This is a genomic window from Bifidobacterium moukalabense DSM 27321 (assembly GCF_000522505.1).
Taxonomy (GTDB): domain Bacteria; phylum Actinomycetota; class Actinomycetes; order Actinomycetales; family Bifidobacteriaceae; genus Bifidobacterium; species Bifidobacterium moukalabense.
In genome coordinates, this window is the sequence record NZ_AZMV01000004.1 from 148,382 (window position 1) to 172,859 (window position 24,478).

At 60.1% G+C, this 24,478-nt stretch carries 23 protein-coding genes and 1 tRNA gene; 17 read left to right on the forward strand and 7 right to left on the reverse strand.

The features are described from left to right. Positions 1-3 precede the first annotated feature (3 nt). Complete coding sequence (gene sufU, locus BMOU_RS04675; RefSeq protein ID WP_034875312.1) at positions 4-555, forward strand: Fe-S cluster assembly sulfur transfer protein SufU; 552 nt, start codon at positions 4-6, stop codon at positions 553-555. A 121-nt stretch (positions 556-676) separates the two neighbouring features. Continuing rightward, complete coding sequence (locus BMOU_RS04680; protein WP_034875314.1) at positions 677-1,267, forward strand: metal-sulfur cluster assembly factor; 591 nt, start codon at positions 677-679, stop codon at positions 1,265-1,267. 76 nt (positions 1,268-1,343) lie between these two features. On the opposite strand, the gene glgC is transcribed toward BMOU_RS04680, so the two are convergent. The 3 genes from glgC to BMOU_RS04695 form a co-directional block, all read right to left on the reverse strand. Beyond that, on the reverse strand, positions 1,344-2,588 hold the full coding sequence (glgC, locus tag BMOU_RS04685; protein ID WP_034875315.1) for a glucose-1-phosphate adenylyltransferase: 1,245 nt from the start codon (positions 2,586-2,588) through the stop codon (positions 1,344-1,346). Positions 2,589-2,736: 148 nt separating this feature from the next. Continuing rightward, entirely contained in the window at positions 2,737-3,603 is an 867-nt protein-coding gene (locus BMOU_RS04690) for a TrmH family RNA methyltransferase (RefSeq protein WP_034875317.1), read from the reverse strand. Between the two features lie 59 nt (positions 3,604-3,662). Next, positions 3,663-3,750: transfer RNA gene (locus BMOU_RS04695), tRNA-Leu, on the reverse strand. Positions 3,751-3,869: 119 nt separating this feature from the next. On the opposite strand from BMOU_RS04695, the gene BMOU_RS04700 reads away from it, so the two are divergent. From BMOU_RS04700 to era, 6 genes are all read left to right on the forward strand, one after another. Further along, on the forward strand, positions 3,870-4,667 hold the full coding sequence (locus BMOU_RS04700; RefSeq protein ID WP_034875318.1) for a 16S rRNA (uracil(1498)-N(3))-methyltransferase: 798 nt from the start codon (positions 3,870-3,872) through the stop codon (positions 4,665-4,667). 74 nt (positions 4,668-4,741) lie between these two features. Then, positions 4,742-5,077, forward strand: a complete 336-nt coding sequence (locus BMOU_RS04705) for a histidine triad nucleotide-binding protein (protein ID WP_034875320.1) — start codon at positions 4,742-4,744, stop codon at positions 5,075-5,077. A gap of 41 nt (positions 5,078-5,118) precedes the next feature. After that, a complete protein-coding gene (locus BMOU_RS04710; protein ID WP_034875322.1) occupies positions 5,119-6,261 on the forward strand; it encodes a PhoH family protein in 1,143 nt (380 codons plus the stop codon). Continuing rightward, positions 6,251-6,796 carry an rRNA maturation RNase YbeY gene (gene ybeY / locus BMOU_RS04715; RefSeq protein ID WP_034875325.1) on the forward strand — a complete coding sequence of 182 codons (546 nt, stop codon included), beginning with the start codon at positions 6,251-6,253 and terminating at the stop codon, positions 6,794-6,796. Before BMOU_RS04710 ends, ybeY begins: the two co-directional genes overlap by 11 nt. Before the next feature lie 32 nt (positions 6,797-6,828). After that, positions 6,829-8,250: a hemolysin family protein gene (locus BMOU_RS04720; RefSeq protein ID WP_034875327.1), complete on the forward strand. Its 1,422-nt coding sequence runs from the start codon at positions 6,829-6,831 to the stop codon at positions 8,248-8,250. Continuing rightward, on the forward strand, positions 8,243-9,244 hold the full coding sequence (era, locus tag BMOU_RS04725) for a GTPase Era (RefSeq protein ID WP_034875329.1): 1,002 nt from the start codon (positions 8,243-8,245) through the stop codon (positions 9,242-9,244). Before BMOU_RS04720 ends, era begins: the two co-directional genes overlap by 8 nt. A 241-nt stretch (positions 9,245-9,485) precedes the next feature. On the opposite strand, the gene BMOU_RS04730 is transcribed toward era, so the two are convergent. Continuing rightward, a complete protein-coding gene (locus tag BMOU_RS04730; protein ID WP_034875330.1) occupies positions 9,486-11,522 on the reverse strand; it encodes an AMP-dependent synthetase/ligase in 2,037 nt (678 codons plus the stop codon). A gap of 249 nt (positions 11,523-11,771) precedes the next feature. Between BMOU_RS04730 and BMOU_RS04735 the strand changes: the two genes are divergently transcribed. From BMOU_RS04735 to BMOU_RS04745, 3 genes are read left to right on the forward strand one after another with little or no spacing between them, the layout of a single operon-like run. Then, positions 11,772-12,917: an NAD(P) transhydrogenase subunit alpha gene (locus BMOU_RS04735; RefSeq protein ID WP_034875332.1), complete on the forward strand. Its 1,146-nt coding sequence runs from the start codon at positions 11,772-11,774 to the stop codon at positions 12,915-12,917. A gap of 9 nt (positions 12,918-12,926) precedes the next feature. Then, a complete protein-coding gene (locus tag BMOU_RS04740; protein WP_003809446.1) occupies positions 12,927-13,232 on the forward strand; it encodes an NAD(P) transhydrogenase subunit alpha part 2 in 306 nt (101 codons plus the stop codon). Then, positions 13,233-14,678 carry an NAD(P)(+) transhydrogenase (Re/Si-specific) subunit beta gene (locus BMOU_RS04745; protein WP_034875334.1) on the forward strand — a complete coding sequence of 482 codons (1,446 nt, stop codon included), beginning with the start codon at positions 13,233-13,235 and terminating at the stop codon, positions 14,676-14,678. Between the two features lie 168 nt (positions 14,679-14,846). Here the strand turns inward: BMOU_RS04745 and BMOU_RS04750 are convergent, their stop codons facing one another. Together BMOU_RS04750 and BMOU_RS04755 are read right to left on the reverse strand one after the other, a co-directional pair. Beyond that, entirely contained in the window at positions 14,847-16,097 is a 1,251-nt protein-coding gene (locus BMOU_RS04750) for an MFS transporter (protein ID WP_034875336.1), read from the reverse strand. A gap of 154 nt (positions 16,098-16,251) precedes the next feature. Beyond that, the gene (locus BMOU_RS04755) at positions 16,252-16,920 is read right to left on the reverse strand and encodes a TetR/AcrR family transcriptional regulator (RefSeq protein ID WP_034875728.1); all 669 of its coding nucleotides are present in this window, start codon (positions 16,918-16,920) and stop codon (positions 16,252-16,254) included. Positions 16,921-17,108: 188 nt separating this feature from the next. Here BMOU_RS04755 and BMOU_RS04760 point away from each other — a divergent pair, with 188 nt between their 5' ends. From BMOU_RS04760 to BMOU_RS04770, 3 genes are all read left to right on the forward strand, one after another. Continuing rightward, positions 17,109-19,172, forward strand: coding sequence for a glycoside hydrolase family 31 protein (locus BMOU_RS04760; protein WP_034875338.1), 2,064 nt, complete (start codon positions 17,109-17,111; stop codon positions 19,170-19,172). Positions 19,173-19,174: 2 nt separating this feature from the next. Then, positions 19,175-20,200 carry a LacI family DNA-binding transcriptional regulator gene (locus BMOU_RS04765; protein ID WP_034875340.1) on the forward strand — a complete coding sequence of 342 codons (1,026 nt, stop codon included), beginning with the start codon at positions 19,175-19,177 and terminating at the stop codon, positions 20,198-20,200. Positions 20,201-20,272: 72 nt separating this feature from the next. Then, positions 20,273-21,670 (forward strand): MATE family efflux transporter, encoded by a 1,398-nt coding sequence (locus BMOU_RS04770; protein ID WP_081738495.1) that lies wholly within the window; start codon positions 20,273-20,275, stop codon positions 21,668-21,670. Positions 21,671-21,783: 113 nt separating this feature from the next. Here BMOU_RS04770 and BMOU_RS04775 read toward each other — a convergent pair whose 3' ends face one another. Continuing rightward, positions 21,784-22,809, reverse strand: a complete 1,026-nt coding sequence (locus tag BMOU_RS04775; protein ID WP_034875344.1) for an aldo/keto reductase — start codon at positions 22,807-22,809, stop codon at positions 21,784-21,786. A 167-nt stretch (positions 22,810-22,976) separates the two neighbouring features. On the opposite strand from BMOU_RS04775, the gene BMOU_RS04780 reads away from it, so the two are divergent. The 3 genes from BMOU_RS04780 (at position 22,977) to BMOU_RS04790 (ending at position 24,362) form a co-directional block, all read left to right on the forward strand. Beyond that, positions 22,977-23,384 (forward strand): cupin domain-containing protein, encoded by a 408-nt coding sequence (locus tag BMOU_RS04780; protein ID WP_034875346.1) that lies wholly within the window; start codon positions 22,977-22,979, stop codon positions 23,382-23,384. Positions 23,385-23,565: 181 nt separating this feature from the next. After that, positions 23,566-23,994 carry a FluC/FEX family fluoride channel gene (locus BMOU_RS04785; RefSeq protein WP_034875348.1) on the forward strand — a complete coding sequence of 143 codons (429 nt, stop codon included), beginning with the start codon at positions 23,566-23,568 and terminating at the stop codon, positions 23,992-23,994. Beyond that, positions 23,991-24,362 (forward strand): fluoride efflux transporter FluC, encoded by a 372-nt coding sequence (locus BMOU_RS04790; RefSeq protein ID WP_034875350.1) that lies wholly within the window; start codon positions 23,991-23,993, stop codon positions 24,360-24,362. The genes BMOU_RS04785 and BMOU_RS04790 overlap by 4 nt, the downstream gene beginning before the upstream one ends. The last annotated feature ends 116 nt before the right edge of the window (positions 24,363-24,478 follow it).

A 24,478-nucleotide genomic window follows, 5' to 3' on the forward strand; every position in this document is an offset into this window, starting at 1 on the left:
AGTATGAATGATGTTGCAATGTCCGGCGGCGATCTCGAGCAGATGTACCAGGAGGTCATTCTCGAAGCGGCACGGGATCCGCACGGTAAGGAGCATTTTGCGCCTGATCTGGCATCGGAAGGCGCCTCGCAGGCAGGGGAGTCCACCATACAGGCGAGCCACGAATACTGCACGCCGGGTGAATCCCACCAGTTCAATCCGACCTGCGGCGATGAGGCGACCGTGCATGTCGAGGTCTCCGACAGCGAGCCGCATACCATCGAGCGTCTGGTATGGGACGGCCACGGCTGCTCCATTTCACAGGCCAGCCTGTCGGTGATGGTCGACCTTGTCGAAGGCAAGAGCGTGGATGAGGCCATGCATCTGGCCGAAACGTTCCACAGGCTTATGGAATCCCGAGGCAAGGGCCTGGATGATGAGGCGGCTGAGGAGTCCCTGGAGGACGGCATCGTGTTCCAAGGCGTGTCCCGATACCCGATGCGCATCAAATGCGCGTTGCTCGGGTGGGAGGGCATGAAGGATTCCGTGGCCAAAGCCCTGGCGGCCAAAAGCTGACATGTCGATGCAGCGGCGTTTTGTCAGCCACGTTTGGCGATGGACGAAACACCGATGACAAACCGCCCCCGAAGCGATAATCTACTCAACAGCATTACCTGTAAGCGTAAATGGAGCGACAATGAGCGAAAATCTGGTGCCCGAACCGCAGGCCTCCGTATTCGATTCCGTGGCCAAGGCTTTGGATAACGACGAAGACGCCGCGCGTCGCGTCATGCTTAACCCCAATTTGGCCAAAGGATTCAAGGACGGTAAACCGGTGGAAATAGAACATAAGGAAGCCACGTCGCAGGATGCCTGTGGATGCGGTGGCCATGCCGGGGCCTGTGGCTGCGAGGACGGGCAGGATGATGGCATCGCGTTGAAGGCGGTCGACGACATCGGCCGCGCGACCGCTGCCGACGTGAAGGAAGCCCTGCATCAGGTCATCGATCCGGAGCTCGGCATCGACGTGATCGATCTGGGCCTGGTCTATGGCATTGAAATCGATGAACTTGGCCGCGCCATCATCACCATGACACTGACCACGCCGGCATGCCCATTGACCGATCTGATCGAAGACGAATGCGCCAGCACCTTGGCGGGTCTGGTCGAGGAATTCCGCATCGATTGGACCTGGCAACCTCGCTGGACCATGGAGAAAATCACGCCGGAAGGTCGTGAACAGCTGGCCGCCATCGGTTTCAGCTTCGATAATCTGCCGAAATACTGATTTTCCGTCGGCTATATGATATGACAAGGCGTGTTCCCGATAGTCCGGGAACACGCCTTGTCATTGTGCGTTCATGTCAGTCGTCGACGACGGTGCCCTTCGGGACCACGGTGATGCCATCAGGCGTGACCGTGAAGCCACGGGCCAGATCATGCTCGGTATCGATGCCCACCGTCGAATTCTCGGTCAGTACGACGTTCTTATCAAGTATGGCCTTGTATACGCGCGCACGGCGGTTGATGGTCACGTTGTCGAACAGAATCGAATCGACGACCTGCGACCACGAATGGATGCGCACGTTCGGCGACAGCACGGAATGGTGCACTTCGCCGCCGGAGACGATGACGCCAGGGGAGACAATCGAGTCGGTGGCGTGGCCGAGACGGTCGCGGCCGGCATGCACGAACTTCGCCGGCGGCAGATTGCCGGACAGCGTATAGATCGGCCATTCGGTGTTGTACAGGTTGAATTCCGGCACATAGGAGATCAGATCCATATGCGCATCGTAGAACTGCCTCAACGTGCCCACGTCGCGCCAGTAGGCGTGGTCGGTCGGCGTGGCTCCCGGAATCTCGTTGGAATTGAAGTCATAGACACCGGCCTCGTTACGGGATGCGAAGTACGGGGCGATGTCGCCGCCCATGTCGTGCTTGGTGTCTTCGGCCTTCTCGTCAAGCGACAGCGCTTCGAACAGGGCATCGGTGTTGGCCACGTAGTTGCCCATGGAGGCGAGGATGGAGTTCGGGTCGTCCGGCAGGCCGGTGGTGGTCTGCGGCTTCTCCTGGAAGCTCTTGATCATGTTCGGGTGTTCCGGATCGACCTCGATCACGCCGAACTGGTTGGACTGGCTGATCGGCTGGCGGATGCCGGCCACGGTGAATTCCGCGCCGGAATCGATGTGTTGCTGCACCATCTGCTGGAAGTCCATGCGATACACGTGATCGGCGCCGACGATGACCACAATGTCCGGCTGTACATCCTCGATGATGTTGATGGTCTGATAGATGGCGTCGGCCGAGCCCAGGTACCAGTGCTTGCCGAGACGCTGCTGAGCCGGAACGGGGGAGACATAATTGCCCAGCAGCGGCGAGAAACGCCACACCGTCGAAATGTGACGGTCAAGCGAATGCGACTTGTACTGGGTGAGCACGACGGTCTGCATGTAGCCGGAATTGACCAGATTGCTCAATGGGAAATCAATCAGACGGAACACACCGCCAAACGGAACGGCCGGCTTGGCCCTGTCCCGGGTCAGGGGCATCAGGCGCGTGCCTTCGCCGCCTGCAAGTACGATGGAAAGAATTTTCGGATTCTTCGCCATGAGAACTCCTCTCTTAGAGCGTCATATCGACACCGCACATCTTCGGTCGGAATGCTTCTTCGCAAACCGCTTACGCACACAATAATTGCATATTTTCTGCAACTTGCAAGGCTTTTGCCCCGCGAGTCTCGAACTTTTTCAAGACTTTTCAGTGAATCGCGGTCGAATAGAAAGCCACGGCACTCGAAGCGGCCACGTTGAGACTGTCCACTCCGTGGCTCATGGGGATCTTCACGGTGAGATCCGCGCGGGATATCGTATGATGCGATAGGCTATCCCCTTCGGTGCCGAAGATCAGCGCCAGTCTGTCGATGTGATCGGGCTCGGACGGTCCGTTGTTGAGTCTGCGCACCAGTTCGTCCAGGGGAATGGAGTCATCCTCCAATGCCATGGCCACGGTGGTGAAACCGAGATCATGCAGCTCCTCCATGCCGGTGAACGGCCAGTAATGCTTGTTGTCGCCACCGATGCGGGTCCATGGAATCTGGAACACCGTGCCCATCGACACGCGTGCGGCCCGCCGATACAGCGGATCGCCGCAGGAGGGGGTGACCAGCACGGCGTCGACGTCAAGGGCCGCAGCCGAACGCATCAGCGCACCGACGTTCGTGTGGTCGACGATGTTCTCCATCACCGCGATGCGTCGTGCCCCACGGCACACCTCCTCGACGCTTGGCAGGATCCAACGCTTCATGGCGGCCAGCGCGCCGCGGTGCAGACGATACCCGGTCAGCCGCCTGAGCTGTTCCGGAGACGCCACGTACACGGGGATGCCTTCGCCCCAACGCTCATCGATGAAGGCGAAGGTCTCCGACATGCCTTCGATCCACGGTTCCTCGACCAGCAGGGATATCGGCTCGCGATTGGCCGCCAGGGCACGGTCGATCACCTTGGGCGATTCGGCGATGAACAGTCCCTTGCTCGGTTCCAGTTTGTTGCGCAGCTGGATTTCGGTGAGATTGGTGTAGGCGGCGACGCGGTCGTCGTCGATGGAATCAAGATGGATGAACTGCATTTCTTCGCCGGCTTTCGCTAGAGACAAGAAAACCCCTTGTTTCCAAGGGGTTTATCCGGTGTCCGGAGCGGGACTTGAACCCGCACGCCTGTATAAAATAGGCACTAGCACCTCAAGCTAGCGCGTCTACCATTCCGCCACCCGGACAGGTGTCTGTTGCTCGCGGCAACGAATGAAAACTATAGCAGCTGATCCCAGTCATGCAAATCACGGCGTGTCGCCCTGTTTTGCAGGCGTTATATGGGGTGATGATAGGCTCGGAAGCTATGACTGATGCCCTTTTTCTGCTTGACACGGAACATGATGACGTGCCGGTGAATAGCGACGAGCTCAATGCCGGTTGGAAGTTGACGCTACCCGCCTCGGTGCGGCGTCATGCGATTCAGGCCATGCGTTTGAAGGATGGCGACGAACTGCAGCTGTCCGACGGCAAGGGGCTTCGCATCCATGCCGTGTTGCGTGATGCGCAGCAGGGTATCGCGCAAGTGCTGCGATTCGGTAGGGAATCCCAGCCGACCATCAGGCTTTCGTTGGTGCAGGCGTTGGCCAAGAGCGGCCATGACGAGCAGGCCATCGACACCGCCACGCAGATCGGTGTGGATGAGGTGATTCCGTGGCAGGCCGACCGTTCCATCGCCAAGTGGAAGGCGGGCCGTACGGACAGGAAATGGCGGCAGGTGCTCGAAGCCGCGACGGAGCAGTCGCGTCGTTCCTGGACTCCCGAACTGGGGGAGTGCGTGACCAGCAGGCAGGTGGTCGCCATCTGCAGACGTGCCTGCGTGCACGGTGACCTGGTGGTCGTGCTGCATCAGGATGCCACGAAGACTTGGAACCAAATCGAGCAGAACATCGCCGATCTGTCGGACAGATGTCTGGAGGACGGCCGTCGGCGAACCGTCTACGTGGTGGTCGGTCCGGAAGGCGGCATCAGTGACACCGAGGTCGCATCCTTTACCGAGGCGGGTGCCGAAGCATGCGTGCTGGGGAGCAACATTCTGAGGGCCTCCACGGCCGGTCCCGTCGCGTTGTCGCTGCTGGCCCGCGCACTGGGCCGTTTCGTGTGACGCCAATGCACGGGTTTATCCCGGTTGCGCAATAGCATGGAGGTGAAGGTCCGCAACCACAACGAAGGAGCGTCATGAGCGATTCGGATTGCCTGTTCTGCAAGATCATTGCCGGTGAAATCCCAAGCGAGAAGGTGTATGAGGATGACACCACCTATGCGTTCAAGGACATCAATCCGAAGGCCAGGGTGCACGTACTCATCGTGCCGCGCGCCCATTATGCGAACGTCGCCGAGCTGGCCACCGGCGATGCCGGTCAGCTGGCGCACATGGTCGAGGTCGCGCAACGAATCGCCGACGATGAATTCCATGGCGCCTACCGTCTGATCTTCAACACCGGCCTCGATGCGGGCCAGAGCGTATTCCATGTGCACGCCCATGTGCTGACCGGCGAAAAGCTCGACGAGTAGTCCTTTTTCGCTTTCCAACGTCAAATATAAGAAGAGGTTCTGTGGCCACCACTACACGCACCATCACGATTCCCCAACAACTTGACCCGGTGACGGTCCTCGGTCCGATCGACGAGGTACTCCGCGAGGTCGAAAGGGCATTCCCTGATCTGACCATCATCGTACGGGGCAACCGCATCGCGATCATGTCACGTTCCAAACAATCCGAAGCGCAGGCGGCGCAGGCCGAGGACGTGCTCGCCGACATCATTCAGGCCGCATACACGGCTCCGATGGATGCCGACACCGTGCGGCGCATGCTCGACCAGAACGTGCTGAAGAACCCTGTGCGGCAATCCCATCCCGGGCATGGACGCGTGGTGGAGGAATTACGCCTGCAGGAGCATGTGCAGGGCATGGCCGTCAACCGTGACGAAAGCGCCGACCGGCGCAAGCCGCATGTTCCGGGCGTCATCACGTTCGCCCTGGGCAAGCCGGTGCGTGCGAAGACGGCCGGGCAGATCGCCTACGTCAACGCCATCGAATCGCACACCATCACCTTCGCCATAGGCCCGGCGGGCACTGGCAAGACCTATCTTGCCGTGGCCAAGGCCGTGCGCGCCTTCCAGGACCGGCAGGTACGCCGCATCATCCTGACGCGGCCGGCCGTGGAGGCCGGCGAGAATCTCGGCTTCCTGCCCGGTACGTTGAACGAGAAGGTCGATCCATACCTGCGACCGCTATATGATGCGCTATCCGATATGCTCGGAGCCGACCAGTTGAGACGCTACATGGATGACGGCGCCATCGAGGTCGCGCCGCTGGCCTATATGCGCGGCCGTACGCTCAACGATGCGTTCGTAATCCTCGACGAGGCACAGAACACCACGGAACAGCAGATGAAGATGTTCCTTACGCGACTCGGCTTCAACACCAAGATGATCATCACCGGTGACGTGACGCAGGTCGACCTTACCGTACCCCGATCGGGGCTCGCCACCATCGAGCGCATTCTGAACGGCATCGACGGCATCGCCTTCGCCCATCTTCAGCCGGAAGACGTGGTGAGGCATGCCCTGGTGGGCAAGATAGTCGCGGCCTACGACCGGCACGCCGCCATCGCCGGCGATCACAGCCGACAAGGCCGTAAACGCCGCAATGAGATCGAAACGACCGAAAGGAACGAATACGCCGATGAGCGTTGAAGTCACGAACGAAACCATCTGGCAGATCGACGGCAAGGTCTTTTCGGACCTTGGTATCTGGGTGATGGACCAGATGCGCGTCAGCACACAATCCGACCTGACCATCATGTTCGTGGATCCCGATCCCATCGCCCAGCTGCACATGCGCTGGATGAATCTCGAAGGCCCCACCGATGTGATGAGCTTCCCGATGGACGAACTGCGGCCGGGAGACGGAAGGACCGTCATGGAAGGCGTGCTCGGCGATATCGTGATCTGCCCGTGGGTCGCGGCGCAACAGGCGCTCGCGGCGGGTCACAGCACCATGGAGGAGATGATGTTGCTGACCATTCACGGTATCCTGCATCTGCTTGGATACGATCATGTGACCCCGGAGCAGGAACGTCAGATGTTCGGCCTGCAGCGGCAATTGCTGCTTACGTTCTTCGCGCTTCGGCAAGGTGTCGGTTCACAGGCGACGTTACCCGCCGGCGCATCGGATGCGCTGGCCGAATGGGACCGCGAGCACGGTTCGGGCCGGCAGATCGCCAAATAGTCCATGCAAGCAGAGTGAGGTATTGTCAAATCATGGAAGGCATGACCATCGCCATCATCGCCGTTCTGGTCATCGTGGCGTTGCTGCTGGTATGGCTGTCGCTGTCGATGGCCGCCACCGAAGGCGCGGTGGCGCGTGTGACAAGGGCCAGCCTGAACAATCTCATCCTTGAGATTCAGACGGATTCCGAGATCTCGCCATTCATCAGAGACAAGAAAGTCAAACGCATCCATAAGGTGCAGCGTCTGGTCTCCGACCGATATGCGACCGCCGGATCCTGCGCGTTCTTCCGCATCACCTGCAATGTGCTCGACGGCGTGCTGGTGGCATGCATCGCGGCGCTGCTCGATACCCCGCTGTGGTCCGAGCTGCTGTGCGGGTTCGTTTTCGCATTGATCGTGGCCGTGATTTCGTTGCTGGTGCGCCCACGAAGCGCCGGGGCATCCAAGCCGGTGGACATCATGCTTCAGCATGCCAATGCGGTGTCGGCCGCGACGATGCTGACGCCATTCGCCAAGATCGGAGGGCAGAAGGACACCAAACGCCGTAACGGCGATCTTTCCGACGACGAAGAGCTGGAGAAAATCCAACTCGAACAGGGGCGCGCAACCATCGACCGGCTGGTCGAGGCGAACGATTTCGATCCGGAGGTCTCCGAGATGCTGCGCAACGTGCTCATGCTCTCGGAGACCCTGACCCGCGAGATCATGGTGCCGCGTACCGATATGATCTGCATCGAACGTGATGAGACGCTGGAAAACATGCTGAAACTCTGTTCACGTTCCGGCTTTTCACGCGTACCGGTCATCGGCGAGGACGTCGACGATCTGGTCGGCATCGCCTATCTCAAGGATGCGGTGCGGGCGACCGCCTTCAACCCGGCCGCATTGTCCCGCGATGTGGAATCGATCGTGCGTGATCCGATGCTGGTGCCGGAATCCAAGCCGGTCGACGATCTATTCCACCAGATGCAGCGCACGCGTCAGCATGTGGCGGTCGTGGTGGACGAATATGGCGGTATCGCCGGCATGGTCACCATCGAAGACACCATCGAGCAGATCGTGGGTGAGCTCGAAGACGAGCATGACCGTACCCAGCATGCCGAGCCGGAGAGACTGGGGGAGAAGAAGTGGAGCATGCCGGCCCGCACCCCGATCGCCGATCTCGAGGAGATCTTCGAGATCGACATCGACGAAGACGACGTCGACACGGTGTACGGCCTGCTGACCAAGTTGTTGGGGCGCGTGCCGATCGTCGGCGCATCCGCGGTGACCCGTGGTCTCAGGCTGACCGCAGTGGATTCCGCCGGACGACGCAAGAAGGTGTCCACCATTGTGGTGGAGCCCGCACACGTCGAGGGTGTGGACGAAACTGAACACCAGAACGAAGAACCAAGCGGCGACGCCGATCAGGCGTCGGATAACGATAAGGATTCCAAGGACAAGCATGACTGACCCACACGATATGACCGACCCGACCTCCATTCCCGCGGATTCCGCGGCGCCAGTCCCATATCGTTCTGGATTCGTCGCCGTGGTCGGACGCCCGAATGTAGGCAAGTCCACACTCATCAACGCGCTGATCGGCACGCAGATCGCCATCGCGTCATCGCGTCCGGAAACCACGCGCAAGGCCATTCGAGGCATTCTTACCACTGACAACGCGCAGATCGTCTTGGTGGATACGCCCGGCATCCATCGCCCCCGTACTCTGCTCGGCCAGCGCCTGAATGATGTGGTCGACGAGTCCTTGGCTGATGTGGATGCCATCGCGTTCCTGCTGCCGGGCGATCAGGAGATCGGTCCCGGCGATAAGCGCATTCTCAGCCGGTTACGCTCCGAATTCGCGGTGAAGCGTGATGATGGTACGTTCAGGTGGAAGGTGCCGCTGATCGCCATCGTCACCAAGATCGACGAACTTTCCCGTGAAGGACTGATCGACAAGCTCATCGAAATCAACGAATTCGCCGATTTCACCGACATCGTACCTGTCAGCGCGCTGAAGAACGACAATCTGTCCGAAGTCAGGAACGTGCTTGTGGAGAACATGCCGGAAGGCCCGCAGATGTATCCGACCGAGCAGATCACCGAAGAACGTCCGGAAGACACCATCGCCGAACTGATACGTGGTGCGTTCCTGGAGGAACTGGACGACGAGTTGCCGCATTCGCTGGCCGTGGTCGTGGATTCCATCGAGTATCCGGAAGACAACGATAGCGGCATGGCCTATGACGGCAAGGCGCAGGTGATCGTATCCATCTATGTGGAACGTGATTCCCAGAAGCCGATCATCATCGGCAAGGGGGCGGAACATCTTGTACGCGTCAAGAAGAAGCTGCGCACACCGGTCAACCGCATCGTCGGCCAGAAGGCCAAGCTTGACCTGCACGTCAAGGTTGCCAAGGGCTGGCAGTCGGATCCCAAGCAGCTCGAGAAGCTGGGCTTCTGATCCGTTTGTGACCCGATTGGGATCCGCTTCGCGGCCCTCGGGCAAAGTGCCGCTTTCCCGCCGAAGAGCGTCGTTATGTGCAGGAAATATGATGACGGCCTGCGCACAACGACGTTTCGAGATGCGATGATGTCGTTCCGTCGCGATTCTCTTCGTATCTTTCGCAACGGAACGACATTCCACGGCGATTGTTGCGTTGGGATGATCGATGGCAGACATCCCAACGCCATTCGGGGAACGGTTACTTCTTCTTGGTGTACATCTGGGTGTTGAGCAGGGTGGAGTAACGCTTGATCACCTTCGGACGAATCACCTTCATGGACGCGGTCATCAGACCATTCTCCTGGGTGAACTCTTCCGGAAGGATGATGAACTTACGTACGGATTCGGCCCGGGACACCCCTTCATTGGCCTGATCAACCCACTTCTGCACCTCGGCGCGCACCGCCGCGTTGTTCGCGGCCTCCTCAAGCGGCATGTCACGGTTGAGGCCTTTGCTTTCCAGCCACGGACGAAGCGCTTCCTCATCCAACGTGATCAGCGCGGAGATGAACGGGCGCTTGTCGCCAAGCACCAACGCCTGCGATACGAATTCGCAACGCTGAATGACCTCTTCGATCGGGCCGGGGGAGACGTTCTTACCGCCTGCGGTGATGATCAGATCCTTCTTACGGCCGATGATGTACAGGAAACCGTCGTCATCGATGCGACCGAGATCGCCCGTGGCATACCATCCGTCTTCGGTGAAGGAATCCTCGGAGGCCTCCTCGTTCTTGTGATAACGGAGGAATACCGCGGTGCCCCTGACCTGAATCTCGTCGTCTTCGGCGATGCGCAGCTCGAAGCCCGGGAACGCGATGCCGACGGAACCCTGATGGTACGGCACGCCCACCGGATTGAAGGCGCACGGTGCGGTGGTCTCGGTCAGGCCATAGCCCTCATACACCGGCACGTTTGCGCCGCGGAAGAAGGCCATCAGCTCCGGATCGAGCGGAGCGCCGCCGGCCACGATCCACTTGGCGCGGCCGCCGAGCACTTCGCGCAGCGAGGCATAGACCATCGGATCGAACGCCGCCCGGCGCGCCTTGGACAACGCTCCGGCCCTGCCCTTGGCGCTGACCTCTTTCATGTAGTTCTGCGCGGCGACCACGGCTGCGGCGAACGCCACACCCTTGGCTCCGTGACCGGCCTTCTGGGAAGCCGCGTTGTACACCTTCTCCAACACACGCGGGACCACGATCATCACGGTCGGCCTGGCCACCTGCAGGTCAGCGATCAGCGTCTTGATGCCTTGCGCGATGTAGATGTGCAGCTGGCTGGCCACGCAGATGTAGTTGATGGCACGTGCGAAGGAGTGCGCCTGCGGCAGGAACAGCAGTACGGTGTGCTTGCTGTTGTGCAGCAGGTCGGGCATGTAGTCCGGCAGGTTCAACGCGGTGGTGCAGTAATGCTCGTGCGTCATCTCCACACCCTTGGGAGCCGCCGTGGAGCCGGAAGTGTATACGATGGAGCACAGGTCGGTCTTCTGGACGGAGTCGATGCGTGCATCGAGCTCCTCGTCGCTCACGCCGGAACCATACGCCTTGATCTCATCCAGACCGCCGTTCTCGAAGCATACGATATGCTCCAACGTCGGGCATTCCTCTTCCGCGCCGTCGGCCTTGTCGCGCATGTCCTTGGTTTCGACGACCAGCAGACGGGCATCCGAATTGTTCACGATGTTGCGGATCTGCTCGGCCGAATCGGTATCGTAGATGGTCGCCAGCACGCCGCCGCAGGCCATGACCGCCGCGTCGAAGACATCCCACTGATAGGAGGTACGGCACATGAAGGCCACGCCGTCACCCTTCTTCAGCCCGTAGTGCAGCAGCCCCTTCGCGGTCTCGCGAATCTCGGCAAGCACCTCATTGCCGGTCTTGGTGACCCACTCGCCGTTCTCCTTATAGGTATAGAGAGGCGCGTCGCCCATGCGTTCGGCGCGGTCGGCGTAGATGTCGTAGATGGACATGCCGTCGTCCAACGGCGGGTTGCCCTCCGTCTTCGTGGTCAGCAGACCCGTCTCGGGGTCGAGGAAGGTCGTTGACGGGAAGCCTGGGCCCCACTCGGCGGTATGCGGCAGGTCGATGTGGCCGTCGGGGGAGATGAGGTTGTCGGGATCGTTGTAGTCGGGGGTGTTACCGGAGTCGTCGCTGACCGGATGGACGAAATCACCTCCCAGACGCAACGCCTTCTGCGTGAGATTGGCGGCTTGCTTGCTTAACGAGGTGATGACAGACACGTAATGCTCCTTGGCCCTACTATATATATGAATGACTTGGTATCTGAGTAGGAATGATAATCCCTCAACCGCGACACGTCACCTTACGGTAGCGTAGGGAAGTGTTAGGATTGCGCCGTTTTGAGCCATATTCGACAGTCGCACCGTATTCGACAGGTGAAATTTCGCTTCTGGATAGGTGTGACCTACGTTACACTGTTGCGCTGTATCTGTTCAATAGATTTCTTTAATGAGGAAGAAAGGGCATCTATGGCTGAAACACCAGAAGCCACCGTGGCCTTCGGAGTGCTTAACGAAACCTCCGAGCACGAGTCCCGTGTTGCTCTGACACCGGATATCGTAACGAGATTGCGTAAATCAGGCGTTGCCTGCCTGATCGAATCCGGTGCAGGGGTCGCGTCACATTACGTTGATGAGGATTACGCCAAGGCCGGTGCGCAGGTCGTCTCCGCCGCCGACGTGATTGCACGCGCCGATGCGCTCGGTTTCGTCGATCGCCCAAGCAATGAGCTGCTGAGCCACGTGAAGAGGGGTACGTGGATCATCGGCATGCTCGGATCGTTCACCGATGCCGGTTATGTGGCCGCGCTCGAGAACGCCGGGTTGGTCGGCGTCGCCATGGAGAAGCTGCCGCGCCAGCTGAGTTCGGCGCAATCCATGGACGAGATGACGTCCCAGAACTCCGTGATGGGTTACAAGGCCGCCATCGCCGCCGCTGACGCATACGGTTCCTTCCTGCCGATGATGACCACCGCGGCCGGTACCGTACGTCCGGCCAAGGTGCTCGTTCTGGGCGCCGGCATCGCAGGTCTGCAGGCCATCGGCACCGCCAAGCGTCTTGGTGCGGTCGTGACCGCGTATGACGTCCGTCCGGCTTCCAAGGGTGAGGTCGAATCCTTGGGCGCCAAGTTCCTGGATCTCGGTCTTGATTTCTCCAAGGGTCAGGGCGAGGGCGGCTATGCCCGTGCGCTGAGCGCCGAGGAGCAGGCCCAGCAGCAGGCCGCCGTCGACCAGAAGGCCGCAGGGTTCGACATCGTCATCACCACCGCCAAGGTTCCGGGCCGCAAGCCTCCGGTCCTGCTGACCCGCGCCGGCGTGGCGGGGCTGCATCGCGGTGCCGTGATCGTCGACTGCGCTGCCAGCGATTTGGGAGGCAACGTCGAAGGTTCCGTCGTCGGCACCCAAGTGACCGAGGGCGGCGTGACCATCATCGGTGCGCCGTATCTGGCCAGTGGCGTGTCCACCACCGCATCCAACCTGTTGAGCCGCAATGTGGCCGACGTGCTTGCGCATTTCGTGCGTGACGGCGGACTCGCCATCGATCTCAATGAGGAACTTGACAACGCCATGGTCGTAGCCGGCCGTGGAGAGGAAGCCAAGAAGGAAGAAGAGTAAGGAGGAACGATGGATATCGTCGTCGCAATCACGCTGTTCGTCCTCGCGCTGCTCATCGGCGTCGAGGTCATCGGCAAGGTGCCTGCCACCTTGCACACCCCGCTCATGTCGGGCGCCAACTCCATCCACGGCATCGTCATCGCCGGTGTCGTCATCGTCGCCGCACATGCCACCAGCCCGCTTGCCTGGGTGTTCATCTTCCTGGCGGCCGTGCTGGGCACCATGAACGTCGTCGGCGGCTACGTGGTCACCGATCGCATGTTGGAGATGTTCAAGTCCGACAAGGGCAAGAAGAAGGAAGAGGAGGCCAAGTAAATGGGCACTCTGGCCGAAATGCTGAGCACTCCGCTCGGTGTCATCGAATGGTTCGTCTATCTGCTGGCCGCCGTGATGTTCGTCATCGGCCTGCATCTGATGAACTCCCCGAAGACCGCTCGCAAGGGCAACATGGTCTCCGCCATCGGTATGGTCATGGCAGTGGTCATGGCGTTCATCGTACTGTTCGCAGGTGAGGTCTCCAATGGATTCAAGCACTCCGTGGCCGTTGTCGTATTGATTGTCGGCATCGTCATCGGTGCCGTCGCAGGTGTGGTCTCCGCCAAGAAGGTGCAGATGACCGACATGCCGCAGCTGGTCTCCGTGTTCAACACCGTGGGTGGTGGCGCCGCCGCGCTCGTGGCGCTGAACGACATCCTGACCTCCGACGGCACGCCGTCCCTCGTGGTGCTGATCACCGCAGGTCTGGGCATCGTCATCGGTTCCGTCACCTTCTCCGGTTCGCTCATCGCCGCCGGCAAGCTGCAGGGCATCAAGTTCATCAAGAAGCTCACTTTGCCGGGCAAGAGCATCTGGAACGTCGTATTCATCGTCCTGACCGTCGCCTCCTTCGTGATGTTGTGCGTGCAGCCGGAGCAGCGTCTGCTGTGGTCGATTCTCGCCACCGTGTTCGCCCTGTGCTACGGACTTGTCTTTGTCATCCCGATCGGCGGCGCCGATATGCCGGTCGTCATCTCCGTGCTCAACGCCTGCACCGGTACCGCAGTGGCCATGTCCGGCCTTGCCATCAACAACATCGCCCTGATCGTGGCCGGCGCCCTCGTCGGCGCGGCCGGCGTGACCCTGTCCATCGCCATGTCCAAGGCCATGAACCGCCCGCTGCTGTCCGTGCTGGCCGGCGGCTTCGGCGGCTCCGACTCCGCCGCCGGTGCCGGGGAGGGCCCGGAAGGCACCATGAAGGAGACTTCCGCCGACGACCTTGCGGTGCAGCTGGTCTACGCCGAGAAGGTCATCTTCGTGCCGGGCTTCGGTCTGGCCCAGGCGCAGGCGCAGCGCGAGCTCGCCGATCTCGGCGTGCTTCTCAAGGACCACGGCGTCGAGGTCTCCTACGCCATCCACCCGGTGGCCGGCCGTATGCCGGGCCATATGAACGTGCTGCTTGCGGAAGCCAACGTGCCGTACGAGGAGCTCGTCGATCTGGATGACATCAATCCGCAGTTCCCGCAGGCCAACGTCGCCCTCGTCGTCGGTGCCAATGACGTGACCAATCCGGCCGCGCGCAAACCCGGCACTCCGGTCTCCGGCATGCCGATCCTCGACGTCGACAAGGCGCAGAACGTGGTGGTCATGAAGCGTGGCCGCGGCACCGGCTACGCTGGCATCCAGAACGAGTTGTATTTCGAGGACAACACGCAGATGCTGTTTGGCGACGCCAAGGCGAGCCTGCAGGCGGTCGTCGCCGCGGTCAAGGAGCTGATCGACTAGGCGTCATGGCGGAACGTCATCGGCGTTGTTCCCCCGGGGCGCATCCTATGCGTCTCAGCCACACTCCTCGATGCCGCACATGCATCCAGCCGGTCGGCATGAGCCGATCATGCAAGGTCCTTCCCTGTGGGAAGGACCTTTTTCGTGTCCGTACCGTTCGTGTCCGCGTTATGACTCGAGGTTGTCGAACATCGGACGCGCCATCACGGCGAACGGCAGAATCGCCAATGCCGAGCATACAAGAATCAGCCAGACCGGCAGCCATTCATGCAGCCAGCCGTACACCATCTGCCCGAGTGGCTGGGTGCATGTGGCCACGGAGGTGATCAGGGCCATCACCTTGCCGGTCATTGATTCGGGGGTTTTGAATTGAATGGTCGGGAAGATGATGAGGTTCAGGAAATCAACGGCGATCATGCCGGCCGCCAGACATCCGGTGAGCACCAGCAGTCGAGTCCATACGCTGACCGGCATCATGAATGAGACGGCTGGCGGCAGCATCAGAAGGCCTTCGAACCATAACGACATGGAAGCGTGCTGGGCATGCAGGCGTGTTGCGAACATGCCGGCGGCGAACGTGCCTGCGATGCCCGCAATGCCGACGATGCCATCGCAGGTGCCGTAGACGGCCGCGCTGAAACCAAGTGTGGTACGTACGATAAACGGGAAGCTTATCGAACTGAAACCGACCAGAATGAAATTCAACCATGCACACAACGCAACCAGTCTGAACAACGCCGGTTGCTCATGGGTCAGGAACAGGAAGGCGTTTCTCAGATCCGCAATGGGCGAAGGCTGCCTTTCCCCATCGGATTCGGCATGCGGCGGCTCGAGGCGGATGCGGCATTCGACGATGGCCGCCGCCACGAAGCAGAGCACGGTGGCGGCCATCATGAGACGGATGCCGAAGAACGCATACAATATGCCGCCTATGAAACTGGGCATCAGGTTACTCAGCTGCTGCACCTGGTTGATGACGGCCATGCCTTGGCGCAGGGTCCCCGCACCATGGCGTTTGAACATCTGAGGGAGCGCCGCCTGTACGGTCGGTGTCTCCAAGGCATCCAGAACGGCCAGGATGATCTGCATACCCGCAATGACGGTGATGCTGAATCCCATTCGAGCGATCCAGATCAATGAGAGAAGGGTGACGATACCAGACAGTACGTCCAATCCCACCATCATGGTACGTCGGTTGATGCGGTCGGCCAGTACGCCACCGAACGGGCCGATGACGACCGTTGGCATGACGGAGATTGCGAGTATCGCTGCGAAGGCCGTTGAGGAGCCGGTTGCGTCCAGCACCCACATCGATATGGCGAAGCGCAGCATGGTGTTGCCGAATAACGAGATGCCCTGGCCAGCGACCAGTGCGACGAACGTGGCGGAGAGCAAGGGAGAGCGAGTGGTGCCAAGCATGGGATGCCTTTCCGATGACGATTTGATTAATACCGACCGACGGTATGTATCATTGCGAGAATGAAGTCGTGTACTGTCGAAGAGGATATGCCGAATGCTGCGGTGGCTTTCCACCATTGATGGTGCCGTTCGCTGAAAATGCCGTTGTGGACGATTATGGCTCGGTGCGGTGCTCCGGTTCGGCGCCGAGCAGGGCGATGCCTTCCGCCAACGTGTTGACTTCGGGGGAGTCGAGGTCGAACAGCGGCAGTCCGATCGCGGCAAGCATGGTCAGCAGGCATCGGACGCGATGCTTCAGTTCGGCTGCGGTGGCCGGATAGAACATCGGTGCGAGCCAATAGTTGGATAGCAGTGCCAATAATTCGGAGGCCTCTCTTGGATATTGGGTGGAGATGGAGCCGTCCTTGATGCCGTCCTCGATGCATTGACGGAACATGCTCGCATTCGTGGTGCGCCAATATTTGAGGTTTTCGGATAGCATCTTCGGGTCGTTGAGCAGGGGGAACGCGTCCCTCAGCAACAGCATGTGCTCCCGATTGGCAACGGTGGCAAGCATCCAGTGCCGGATCTTCTGCAGCCCGGACAAGGAATCGTCGTCCAGGGGCAGGGCGGCATTGACCTGTGCTGTATCGGCTTCGGTGAGCGCATCGAGAATGGCGGCCTTGTTGGGGAAGTGGTGGTAGATTGCGCCCTTGCTCAGGTCGCCGAGCTCGTTGATGATGTCTTGGATGGAGGTGCGTTCGTAGCCATGCTTGGCGAACAGTTTTCGTGCCGCGTCGAGGATGCGCTGACGTGTCGCCTCGGGATGTGCGTTGCGTGCCATATATGCCGCCTTGCCGAACGATTGGTGCGTGATGTCGGTTCCATTATACATACCGACGGTCGGTATTATGATGCAGGTGTTGCATCGATGATCGGAAGAGCGTGACACACGAATTGTAGCGCTACAATTATAGCGCTACAATTCGTATTGTGGCAATGAAGTGCGTGCGGCTTGTAAGGAGCGACATCATGACACGCGAAAACACCGGAGTTAATTTCATCATCGACGATAACGCGCTGAATTGGACCGGCGACGGCGAATATCTTCGTATCGAACCGTGGGGAACGAACAGCGTGCGCGTCCGCTCCAGGCTCATGCAGCCTGTCATCGATGCCGATTGGGCGTTGCTGGAAGCGAAGGCCGACCCGCAAGAGGTGAAGATCGTCATCACCGGCAATCGAGCGGAATTGACGAACGGCCTCGTAACGGTACGGGCCGAGCAATACGAACAGTCCGCGGATGTCAGCATCTGCCGATTGACGTTCCTCAACACCGAAACCGGTGAGAGTCTGCTCCGCGAATGCACTGATGGCGGCGCGTTACGTCTGCGTGCACGCGCGCACAATCCGCGTATGGACGGGGCGGAATCGCCCACCGTCATGTTCGAAGCGAACGCGGGTGAACATATCTACGGCATGGGCGAATACCAGCAGCCGGTCATGGACCTCAAAGGCTCCACTTTGGAACTGGCGCACCGCAACTCCCAAGTGTCCATCCCGTTTATGATTTCCAGCAAGGGGTACGGATTCCTGTGGCACAATCCGGCGATCGGCTCCGTGACCTTCGGTAACAACCGCACCGAATGGAAGGCGGGAGTCGCTGACCAGATCGACTATTGGATCACTGTCGGAACCAATGCGCAGATTGAAAACCAGTATGCCGACGCCACAGGGCATGCTCCCGTCATGCCCGAATGGGGCCTCGGCTTCTGGCAATGCAAATTGCGCTACTGGAATCAGGAGGAGCTGCTGAATGTGGCGCGTACCTTCAGGAAGAGGCGCATTCCGATCGATCTGATCGTCATCGACTTCTTCCACTGGCCGCTTATGGGCGACTTCCGCTTCGACGAGGAATTCTGGCCCGATCCGAAGGCCATGGCCGACGAGCTGCACGAAATGGGCATCAGACTCATGGTCTCCATCTGGCCGCAGATCGACGTGCAATCCGAGAACTATGACGAGATGCGACACCACAACTACCTCGCCAAAACCCGCCAAGGCAAGGACGTGGGCATGTGGTGGCCGCGTGATAGCCAGTTCTTCGACGCCACCAATCCGGCGGCACGTGACTTCGTATGGGGATTATGCCGTAAGAACTATGCCGATCTCGGCGTCGACGCATTCTGGCTCGACGAGGCCGAACCGGAATGGGGCGGTGACTATGATTACGCGCACTACCTGTACCATATCGGACCGGTGGGCAAGGTCGGCAACGTGTATCCGCAACTGTATAACAAGACCTTCTACGACGGGCAGCTTTCCATCGGCCGCGAGGGCGGCATCGTGAACCTCACGCGTGCCGGATGGGCGGGCTCACAACGTTACGGATCGCTCATCTGGTCAGGTGACGTGCACTCCACCTTCGATGACCTGAGGGCGCAGATCACCTGTGCGATCCACATGGGTGCGGCCGGTATCCCATGGTTCACCACCGACATGGGCGGGTTCAACTACGGCGGTCTGGACGACGAGGAATTCAAGGAGCTGTACGCACGTTGGTGCGAATTCTCCTGTTTCTCGCCGGTCATGCGAAACCACGGCAATCGCGTGCCCTACACCAAAATCGAAGGCAAACCGACCGTCGACCGTATCGGCAACCCCATCGACCACATCACCACCGGTGCCGATAACGAACCGTGGAGCTATGGCGAGGACATCGAAAAGCTGATGGTCAAGTACATCAAACTGCGCGAGGCCATGCGTCCCTATACGCGCCAGCTGTTTGCGGCGGCGCATGAGAGCGGCCAGCCGCTTGTGCGTGGTCTGTTCTTCGATTTTCCAGACGACGACAAGGCCGCAAACATCGCCGACGAATACCTGTTCGGGCCGGATCTCCTGATAGCGCCCGTCACCGAATCCGGTGTGCGTTCACGCGAAGTGTATTTGCCGGGTGGTCCGGAAACGACTTGGACAAACCTGCACGACGGCAACAACCACGAAGGTGGACGGACCGTCACCGTCGAAGCGCCGCTCGATGTGATTCCGGTATTCGCGCGCAACGGCGCCGATCATGGGCTGAACGGTATGATCTGACCATGACTACTTTGGATGATGTGGCCCGTCTCGCCGGAGTCTCCCGCATGACAGCCTCCAACGCGATGCGCGGCAAGGCGATTGTCAAACCCGAAACCGCAGCGCGTGTGCGGGCGGCCGCGGCGCAACTCGGCTACCGACCGAATCTGGCGGCGCGACAACTGAGTTCCGGCAAAAGCCACATCATCGGCGTCACCGTCTCCGATTTCGATCTGATCTTTCCAGCCGAGCTGGCCGCATGCGTCTCCGACATCGCACAACGTCATGACTATCAGACCGTACTGCAGCAAACCCGCTTCTCCAGCGACTTCGAAAAGCGCATGCTATCCAGCGCGGCCATGCAGGTGTGCGACGGTACCATCATCTGTTGGCCGAGTGGCACGGATGCGCCAATCGTCGAATTCGGCAAGACCCATCCACTGGTGGTCGTCGACGGATTCGGCCTTCGGGGAAGCGTCGACTGTGTGTTCACGCCATGCTTCGAAGGAACCGCGGCGGCCATCCGGCATCTGTATGCGCATGGGCGCTCGCGGATCCTTCTTCTCGGCTTGTGGCCCAACGGACTCGAGCGAATCGAGACGGCACCGAATTCCGCGGCGTTACGATTGCAGGGTTCAGTCGAGACGCTGAACGAGCTCTCGCTGGACTGTGATCCTGCGAAGGATGTCATTCCATGCGCATGGAACCGGCAAGCCGGATATGAAACCATGCTTCGCGTACTCGGCGAGCGCGATGACTTCGACGCGGTGTTCTGCGCCACGGATCCGATCGCCATCGGTGCCATGCGTGCACTTGTCGAATGCGGGCTCGACGTGCCGGACGATGTTGCCATCATCGGCTTCGACGGTCTGGAGGATGGCGTCTACACCAACCCCGGACTGACCAGTGTGTCCGTCAGTCCGCAGGATATGGCGGCGGCGAGTCTGGATATGTTGTTCGGCAGGATCGAATCCGATTCGGAAGCGATTATCGAACCGCGATCGGTGACGGTCGATTTTCATATCATCGAACGGGGCAGTGCGGAGTAGATGCTGGAATCGGCCGCGTCGCTGAGAATACGTGTCACATAGTGGGCATGCAGGGCCGCCCGAGTTGACCGCATGACTGTTGAAGGGGCTAATCTGGCTGCTGGAAATCATGACGGCAAAGAGGGGCATATGGAGAAGAATCTGACCAGCGGCAGTGTGTTCAAAACCATCATTACGTTCGCCTTGCCGTACCTGCTGTCATACTTCCTGCAGACGCTGTACGGCATGGCCGACCTGTTCATCGCGGGGCAGTTCATCGGCGTGGACGGCATCACCGCCGTCGCGAACGGCAGCCAGGTGCTCTACATGCTCACCGTCGTCATCGTCGGGCTTGCCATGGGCGCCACCGTGACCATCGGTCGGGCCGTAGGCGCGAACCGGCTTGATCGGGCCGCTGAGGCCATCGGCAACACCATCACGTTGTTTGCGGGTGTGGCTTTTGTGCTTACCGCCGTGCTGTTGCTCAGCGTCGATGGCATCGTCGCGATGATCGGCACGCCGACGGAGGCGGTGGACGGTACCGCGCAATACCTGACGATCTGCTTCATCGGCATTCCGTTCATCGTCGCCTATAACATCATCAGTTCGATTTTTCGGGGCTTGGGTGATTCGAAAAGTCCCATGTACTTCATCGCCGTGGCCTGCGTATGCAACATCGCGCTTGACTACCTGTTCATAGGCTATTTCCAGCTTGGACCGTCCGGTGCGGCGCTCGGCACCACGCTCGCGCAGACCATCAGCGTGATCGTGGCGTTCGTCGCCATCCGGTACAAGCGGACCGGCATCCACCTGCATGCGGGGAATCTGCGTCCGCATCGCGACATGCTCGGCGGCATCCTCACGATCGGCGTGCCGACCGCCGTGCAGGACGGCTGCATTCAGATCGCGTTCATCATCATCACCGTAATCGCCAACTATCGCGGTCTCAACGACGCCGCGGCCGTCGGGGTGGTCGAAAAGGTGATCAGCATGCTGTTCCTCGTACCATCTTCCATGCTCGCCACCGTTTCGGCGGTGTCTGCGCAGAACATCGGTGCCGGCAAACCGGAACGTGCGGTGAAGACGCTCAAATACGCCACGGCGATCACCGTTGCATACGGCATCATCATTGCCGTCATCGTGGAATTGACCGCGAGCTCCATCGTGGGCCTGTTCACCACTGACGCCACCGTGATTCTGCTTGGAACGCAATACATCCGCAGCTATATCGTCGACGCGATCTTCGCCGGCGTGCATTTCTGCTTCTCCGGCTTCTTCGCTGCATACGGGCGTTCGTACATCGGTTTCATCCACAACATCATCGCCATCACACTGGTACGAGTGCCTGGTTCGTACATCGCCTCGAAACTCTTCCCGACCACGCTGTTCCCGATGGGTATCGCCGCTCCGGCCGGTTCGCTCCTGTCGGTGATCATCTGCCTCGGTTTCTATGCGTGGCTTAAGCGTCGAGGCGTATTCGCGGCGAAATGAAGGCCGGAAAGACCCGCCTCATTCGTATATGGCGGGTGCCCAGGGCATGGAACCGTCAAGGATGCGTCCGCATGGGTATGCCTGATGGATGGCCGGCATCCGCCGACGTATGCCTACCTGTGCTTGGGGGCGAGGGTGCCGGCCAGGGCGCGCTCGCCGGGGCGGGCCAGGGGGCCGACCAGCTCGTGTGCGGTATAGGGTTCCTCGATGTAGGCGATGTCTTCGGCGGTGAGCTGCACGTCGAGCGCGGCGATGGCGTCGTCCACGCGTTCCGTCTTTGAACAGCCGACGATCGGTGCGGTAATGCCCCTGGCCCAATGCCAGGCCAGCGCCACGCGGGCCATCGGCACGCCGAGACGCTCGGCCACTTCGTGGACCCGCCTGATGATCGGCAGGTCCTGCTCCATGTCCCGGTCATATTTGCTGCGCATCGTATTATCCGTGATGCTTCGCTTGGAATCCGAATTCCATTTCGGCCTCGCCAGATGGCCGGAAGCCATAGGGGAGTAAGGGGTCAGCGCCACGTCATACTGGCGGCATACGGGAATCATCTCGCGTTCGTCCTCACGGTAGAGCAGATTGTAATGGCATTGCATGCTGGTGAACTTCGTCCAGCCGTTCGCCTCCGCCGCGGCCTGCATGTTGTGGAATTGGTAGGCGTACATCTCACTGGCGCCGAGCGCGCGCACCTTGCCGGACCTGACGAGCGAGTCCAACGCCTCCATGGTCTCCTCGATGGGCGTGCCATAGTCGAAGCGGTGGATGATGTACAGATCCAGATAGTCGGTGCCCAGTCGTCGGAGGGTGCCTTCGATCTCATGGGCGATGGCTTCCTTCGACAAATGACCATCGTTGAAATACACCTTGCTGGCCAGAACCACCCTATCTCGACTGATGCCCAGGCGCTTCAGCGCGCGGCCGATGTACGTTTCGGAGGTACCGAACGCATAGCAGTTGGCGGTGTCGATGAAATTGATGCCGCTGTCGATGGCATGCCCGACGACATGCTCGGTGGCATCCTGATCGATGGTCCACTGGTGGAAATCCGGTGATGCCTCACCGAAACTCATGCCGCCAAGGCAGACCTTGGAAACCTGGATGCCGGACCATCCCAAGGGTGCGTATCGCATATCGACCATATCGTGCTCCTTCGCTCATAATCGAAACCGGTATGATTCGAAGCTAGCATGTTCGACCTGAGGAAACCAATGCCCTATATATCGTCGGTTTCCATGCAGAAACGGCATGGAAAAGCATGTCGGACACTCATTGGACATTCTTTTCGCGCAGGCGTTGAATACAAGATATGAACAATCCAAGTACATTCCCAATGGGCGAACCGAATGACGGTTTCGCACAGTATTTCGTTGGCCAAAGCTATCTGGCACCGGTGCTTGATGCCCCGGAAATCACCATCCACAACGTAACCTTCGAGCCTGGGTGCCGCAATAACTGGCATATCCATCACGGTGGCGCGCAGGTGCTCATCGCAGTAGGCGGACGTGGCTATTACCAGATCGACGGGCAGGAGCCGAAGGAGCTCAAGGCCGGCCAGGCCGTGTGCATTCCGGCCGATACCAAGCACTGGCACGGCGCCGCTCCGGGTGAGGCATTCTCGCACCTCGCATTCATGGTGCCCGCCGGTGACCCTTCCACCATGAGCAACGAGTGGCTCGAACCGGTTGACGTTGCGTCGTACGAACGTCTTGCCTGACCGCTTTCGTTCCTTTCCAGACCGAGCATTTCGTCATTATGGAAGTCGTTCGGGGGAGATCCATTTTCGCACAACGCGAAATGTTCGCCTTTGAATGGCCCCCCTTTTACGTATTCGCCGACCCGGCCGGCACGTCCATGGGGGCCGGATCCCGGTCGGAGGCGTGACTATACTGGCGGGCATGTCACGACGGCACATCATTCGACTGGATCTGATGGGCGTGGTGTTCGTCGGCGGATGCGTCGGCACCGGTCTACGGTACGCATGCTCATCCATCGCCGATTGCGGGACGTTCCACCTTGGCACGTTCACGGCGAACATGACCGCCTGCTTCATATACGCGGCGCTATCCGCCTGGCTGGGCTGCTCCACACGGCTTACGGGCCGTGCCAAGGAATACGTGAACCGCGGCTTCGGCATGGGCATGTGCGGAGGGCTCTCCACCATGTCGACGCTCGCCCTGGAGCAGTTCACGTTGCTGCATGGAGGAGATGCACCCGGCGCCGCCATCTACTGCGCCGCGACGTTCCTTGTCGGATTCGCGCTCGCCTATGCGGGTTCCCGCGTCGGTTCGCATATCGCGAACAAGGAGAAGGGGGCCGTACGATGAATGCGATCCTACCGATTCTGGTATGCCTATGCGGTGGAATCGGCGCCTCCGCCCGCTACATCTGCGATGCATACATCAGGACGCTCTGGCATAGGGCATTCCCGATGTCCACATTCGTCATCAACGTGGTGGCCGGTTTTCTGGCGGGAGTCGTCGCCGGGCTCTCCATGCGTTCCGTCGTGCCGCAGGCTTCCCGTCTGCTGCTCGCCACCGGTTTCCTTGGTGGGTTCTCGACCTTCTCGACCATGATGAACGAAGCCGTCACCCTGCTGCGCGGCGGCAGGATCGCGGCATTCGTCGGATACTTCGTGGCGTCCGCCATCGTTCCGGTGGTCGCCGTCGCCTGCGGATACATGATCGCCGAATGATGCGGCGGGAGAGGCGGACGCATATTCAGGCCATGCGTCGCCGCCATCACAGTCGTCGCATATCCATTGGCGGCATGTGACCGTAGACCGCCTGTCCGCCCGTAGGGTGGGTGGCC

Excerpts from the sequence above, each read along its gene's own strand:
- sufU (WP_034875312.1), top strand. The coding sequence starts at position 4 with ATGAATGATGTTGCAATGTCCGGCGGCGATCTCGAGCAGATGTACCAG.
- BMOU_RS04680 (WP_034875314.1), top strand. The coding sequence starts at position 677 with ATGAGCGAAAATCTGGTGCCCGAACCGCAGGCCTCCGTATTCGATTCC.
- glgC (WP_034875315.1), bottom strand. The coding sequence starts at position 2,588 with ATGGCGAAGAATCCGAAAATTCTTTCCATCGTACTTGCAGGCGGCGAA.
- BMOU_RS04690 (WP_034875317.1), bottom strand. The coding sequence starts at position 3,603 with ATGCAGTTCATCCATCTTGATTCCATCGACGACGACCGCGTCGCCGCC.
- BMOU_RS04700 (WP_034875318.1), top strand. The coding sequence starts at position 3,870 with ATGACTGATGCCCTTTTTCTGCTTGACACGGAACATGATGACGTGCCG.
- BMOU_RS04705 (WP_034875320.1), top strand. The coding sequence starts at position 4,742 with ATGAGCGATTCGGATTGCCTGTTCTGCAAGATCATTGCCGGTGAAATC.
- ybeY (WP_034875325.1), top strand. The coding sequence starts at position 6,251 with ATGAGCGTTGAAGTCACGAACGAAACCATCTGGCAGATCGACGGCAAG.
- BMOU_RS04720 (WP_034875327.1), top strand. The coding sequence starts at position 6,829 with ATGGAAGGCATGACCATCGCCATCATCGCCGTTCTGGTCATCGTGGCG.
- era (WP_034875329.1), top strand. The coding sequence starts at position 8,243 with ATGACTGACCCACACGATATGACCGACCCGACCTCCATTCCCGCGGAT.
- BMOU_RS04735 (WP_034875332.1), top strand. The coding sequence starts at position 11,772 with ATGGCTGAAACACCAGAAGCCACCGTGGCCTTCGGAGTGCTTAACGAA.
- BMOU_RS04740 (WP_003809446.1), top strand. The coding sequence starts at position 12,927 with ATGGATATCGTCGTCGCAATCACGCTGTTCGTCCTCGCGCTGCTCATC.
- BMOU_RS04745 (WP_034875334.1), top strand. The coding sequence starts at position 13,233 with ATGGGCACTCTGGCCGAAATGCTGAGCACTCCGCTCGGTGTCATCGAA.
- BMOU_RS04750 (WP_034875336.1), bottom strand. The coding sequence starts at position 16,097 with ATGCTTGGCACCACTCGCTCTCCCTTGCTCTCCGCCACGTTCGTCGCA.
- BMOU_RS04755 (WP_034875728.1), bottom strand. The coding sequence starts at position 16,920 with ATGGCACGCAACGCACATCCCGAGGCGACACGTCAGCGCATCCTCGAC.
- BMOU_RS04760 (WP_034875338.1), top strand. The coding sequence starts at position 17,109 with ATGACACGCGAAAACACCGGAGTTAATTTCATCATCGACGATAACGCG.
- BMOU_RS04765 (WP_034875340.1), top strand. The coding sequence starts at position 19,175 with ATGACTACTTTGGATGATGTGGCCCGTCTCGCCGGAGTCTCCCGCATG.
- BMOU_RS04770 (WP_081738495.1), top strand. The coding sequence starts at position 20,273 with ATGACTGTTGAAGGGGCTAATCTGGCTGCTGGAAATCATGACGGCAAA.
- BMOU_RS04775 (WP_034875344.1), bottom strand. The coding sequence starts at position 22,809 with ATGGTCGATATGCGATACGCACCCTTGGGATGGTCCGGCATCCAGGTT.
- BMOU_RS04780 (WP_034875346.1), top strand. The coding sequence starts at position 22,977 with ATGAACAATCCAAGTACATTCCCAATGGGCGAACCGAATGACGGTTTC.
- BMOU_RS04785 (WP_034875348.1), top strand. The coding sequence starts at position 23,566 with ATGTCACGACGGCACATCATTCGACTGGATCTGATGGGCGTGGTGTTC.
- BMOU_RS04790 (WP_034875350.1), top strand. The coding sequence starts at position 23,991 with ATGAATGCGATCCTACCGATTCTGGTATGCCTATGCGGTGGAATCGGC.